Annotated in this window: 6 protein-coding genes; 4 read left to right on the forward strand and 2 right to left on the reverse strand. The window is 72.3% G+C overall.

What is annotated here, in order from left to right; genetic code table 11:
• From VF468_00905 to VF468_00915, 3 genes are all read left to right on the forward strand, one after another.
• A partial coding sequence (locus tag VF468_00905; GenBank protein HEX5876883.1) for a hypothetical protein occupies positions 1-375 on the forward strand: 375 nt, incomplete at its 5' end.
• 27 nt (positions 376-402) lie between these two features.
• Positions 403-837: a DUF309 domain-containing protein gene (locus tag VF468_00910; protein HEX5876884.1), complete on the forward strand. Its 435-nt coding sequence runs from the start codon at positions 403-405 to the stop codon at positions 835-837.
• On the forward strand, positions 834-1,106 hold the full coding sequence (locus tag VF468_00915; protein HEX5876885.1) for a hypothetical protein: 273 nt from the start codon (positions 834-836) through the stop codon (positions 1,104-1,106). The genes VF468_00910 and VF468_00915 overlap by 4 nt, the downstream gene beginning before the upstream one ends.
• Here VF468_00915 and VF468_00920 read toward each other — a convergent pair.
• Both VF468_00920 and VF468_00925 read right to left on the reverse strand, forming a co-directional pair.
• Complete coding sequence (locus VF468_00920) at positions 1,098-1,850, reverse strand: TrkA family potassium uptake protein (protein HEX5876886.1); 753 nt, start codon at positions 1,848-1,850, stop codon at positions 1,098-1,100. The two genes, VF468_00915 and VF468_00920, sit on opposite strands and share 9 nt — an antisense overlap.
• Positions 1,847-2,545 (reverse strand): TrkA family potassium uptake protein, encoded by a 699-nt coding sequence (locus VF468_00925; protein ID HEX5876887.1) that lies wholly within the window; start codon positions 2,543-2,545, stop codon positions 1,847-1,849. Before VF468_00925 ends, VF468_00920 begins: the two co-directional genes overlap by 4 nt.
• A 114-nt stretch (positions 2,546-2,659) precedes the next feature.
• On the opposite strand from VF468_00925, the gene VF468_00930 reads away from it, so the two are divergent.
• Positions 2,660-3,092, forward strand: a 433-nt coding sequence (locus tag VF468_00930; GenBank protein ID HEX5876888.1) for an amino acid permease, incomplete at its 3' end; no start/stop codon positions are given.

Here is a 3,092-nt window from a genome sequence, read left to right on the forward strand (position 1 = left end):
CGCGACCTGCTCGACGCCCGGGCCGTCCGGGTGGTGCGCGATGGGCCCGAGGGCGACCTGGTGGTCGCCCAGGCCGGTCAGGTCGACGGCCAGCTCGACCTGGACGACCTGCCGCACCTGGACGAGGAGGGCCGCATCCCCTCCGGCCACCGCCGCTCGGTCGGCGGCACCCTGGTCCTGCCGGCCGAGGGCGCCGTGGTCGACCTGGTCCGCCGCGACCGCCGCGTCGGCGCCCTGGTCATCGTCCCCAGCGAGGACCGCCCGATACTTCGAACGACGCGGCTCGCGATTGCCGCAGCGGCGCACGCGCTGGCGATGGCGCCTGATCCATGTGGGGGGAGCTCGCTCCCCCCACGGCCCCCCAAGACCGCCTGAGCCATGGCCCGGGCGTACCATCTGCGTATGGGCGAGACCCGACGCCGGGGGACCCGGCCGGACTTCAAGCCGGACTGGGAGCCGTTCAGCCTGCCCGAGGACGAGGTCCTGCGCCGGGGCGGCGCCCTGTTCGACGACGGCATGTACTGGGAGGCGCACGAGGTCTGGGAGGAGGTCTGGCGGATGCGCAAGGGCCGTCCCGACCGCGATTTCCTCAAGGGCATCATCCAGGGCGCGGCCGGGATGTGGCACGCCACCCAGGGCAACTACAAGGGCGCGGTGAGCGTGATGTCGCGGGCCGTCGAGTACCTGGCGCCCTACCGCCCGGCCAAGGACGGCATCGACGTCGAGCGCCTGTCGGCCGCCTTCGAGGAGGCCGTGACCGCCTGCCGGGCGGCCATGGACGGCGGCCCGGCGCCACGGCTGCGCATGGTCAAGCTCGACCTCGGAGGCGCCCGGTGAACGACGAGATCACCCCCATGGGCAACGCCCGGGCCAGGGTGCGGGGGCGGTTCCAGGGCCAGATCCGGCGGATCCGCATCCAGCCTCAGGCGGCCGTCCCCACCCTGGAGATCATGATCGAGGATGACACCGGTCGGGTGGCGGCGCTGTTCATGGGCAGGCGCGGCATCGCCGGGATGGAGTGCGGGGGCCGGCTGGCCATCGAGGGGACGCCGGTGGCCACCGAGCGCGGCCTGACCCTCTACAACCCCGCCTACGACCTACTGTAGCCGCTCGGCGGGAGCCGGCCGCTCCTCGTCCGCGGGCTGCTCCTGGTCCTCGTCGTCCTGGTCCGGCGACCCGCCCTCGGTCTCCCCGACCAGCAGCTCGCGGACCGGGCCCTCGCTGCCCTCGGAGGTGACCACCAGGACCTCGTCGCCGGCGGCGAACACCGTGTCCTCCTTGGGCACGACCACGTGGCCCTCCCTGACCACCGCGACCGCGGCCGCGTCCACCGGCAGGGAGAGGTCGCGCAGCGTCCGGCCGACGGCCGCCGACCGGTCGGCGAGATTGATGGCGTGCAGCGACACGTGCCCGCGCTCGAACTGCATGACCTTGATCATGCTGCCGACGGTCACGGCCTCCTCGACCAGGGAGCGCAGGATGTGGGGGGTGGACACGGCCACGTCGACCCCCCAGGCCTCGGTGAACAGCCCGTGGTTCTTGGGGTTGTTGACCCGGGCCACCACCCGGGGCACGGCGAACTCCTGCTTGGCCAGCAGCGAGATGACCAGGTTGTCCTCGTCGTCGCCGGTGGCCGCGACCATCACGTCGGCATGGGCGATCCCGGCCATGACCAGCGACAGGACCTCGCAGGCGTCGAACGGGAACCACTCGGCCTCCTTCAGGTCCGGCCGGGCCACCTCCAGGACGTGCAGGTCCTTCTCGATCATCGTGACCTGGTGGCCGGCGGCCAGCAGGTCGGCGGCGATGAACTGGCCGACGTTGCCCGCCCCGGCGATGGCCACCCTCACCGGGTGGCCTCCTGGGCCTCGGCCGGCTCGTCCGAGCGCTCGCGGCGGGCGGCCAGGACCCGCGGGCGCAGCTCCTGGAGGCCGTCGTCGTCGACGGCCAGGTGGACCTGGTCGCCCTCCTGGAGGGTCATCTCCGGCCTGACGATCCGGGCGTGCCCGGTCCGGGTCACCCCGACCACCCGCCGGTGGCCCTCGGCCTCCAGCTCCTCGATCTTCCAGCCGGCCCACTCCGCGGGCAGGACCAGGGTGATCAGGGCGATCTCGGCGTTGGGGTCGCGCCAGTCGGAGGCGACCTGGTCGGGGATGAGGACCCGCATGACCTGGTCGGTGGTCCACTTCACGGTGGCCACCGTCGGGATCCCCAGCCGCTGGTAGATCTCGGCCCGGCGGGGGTCGTAGATGCGGGCCACCACCAGTGGGACCTCGAACTTCTCCCGGGCCAGGCGGGCGGCCACGATGTTGGAGTTGTCGCCGCTGGACACGGCGGCGAACGCCTCCGCCCGCTCGATCCCGGCCTCGCGGAGGATGTCCTCGTCGAAGCCGTAGCCCTGGATCTTCTTGCCCTTGAACTGGTAGCGCAGCATCCGGAAGGCGGCGGGGTTCTTGTCGATCACCGCCACCGTGTGGTCGCCAGACTCCAACCGGGCGGCCAGCTCCGACCCGACGCGGCCACAGCCCATGATCACGACGTGCACCAGGCACCTTCCTGTTGAGCGACCGAGCCATCGTATCGGGTCTTGACGGGCTCTTTGCGCCGGGGCCGGCCGGCCTTAACGGGTTCTTTGCGCCGGGCCTGCAGCATCGAGGTCGTGTCCATCCCCTACCAGTCCAGCGGCTACCGGGCCAAGAAGCTCCTGCTCGGCCCGCCGCTGAAGACCGCCGAGCTGGCCCACGAGCGGATCTCTAAGCGGGTCGGGCTGGCCGTGTTCTCCTCCGACCCGATCTCCTCGACCGCCTACGCCACCGAGGAGATGCTGCTGGTCCTGGTGGTCGCCGGGACGGCCGCGATCGGGCTGGCCCTGCCGGTGGCCCTGGCCATCGTCGCCCTGCTGGCCCTGCTGGTGGTCTCCTACCGCCAGGTGGTCGACGCCTATCCCTCGGCCGGCGGGGCGTACGTGGTCAGCCGGGACAACTTCGGCCCGCTGGTCGCCTCGATCGCCGGCTCGGCCCTGATCATCGACTACATCTTGACCGTCGCGGTCAGCGTCTCGGCCGGCACGGCCGCCCTCACCTCGGCCTTCC

Source organism: Actinomycetota bacterium, from assembly GCA_036280995.1.
In the GTDB taxonomy this organism is placed as follows: domain Bacteria; phylum Actinomycetota; class CALGFH01; order CALGFH01; family CALGFH01; genus CALGFH01.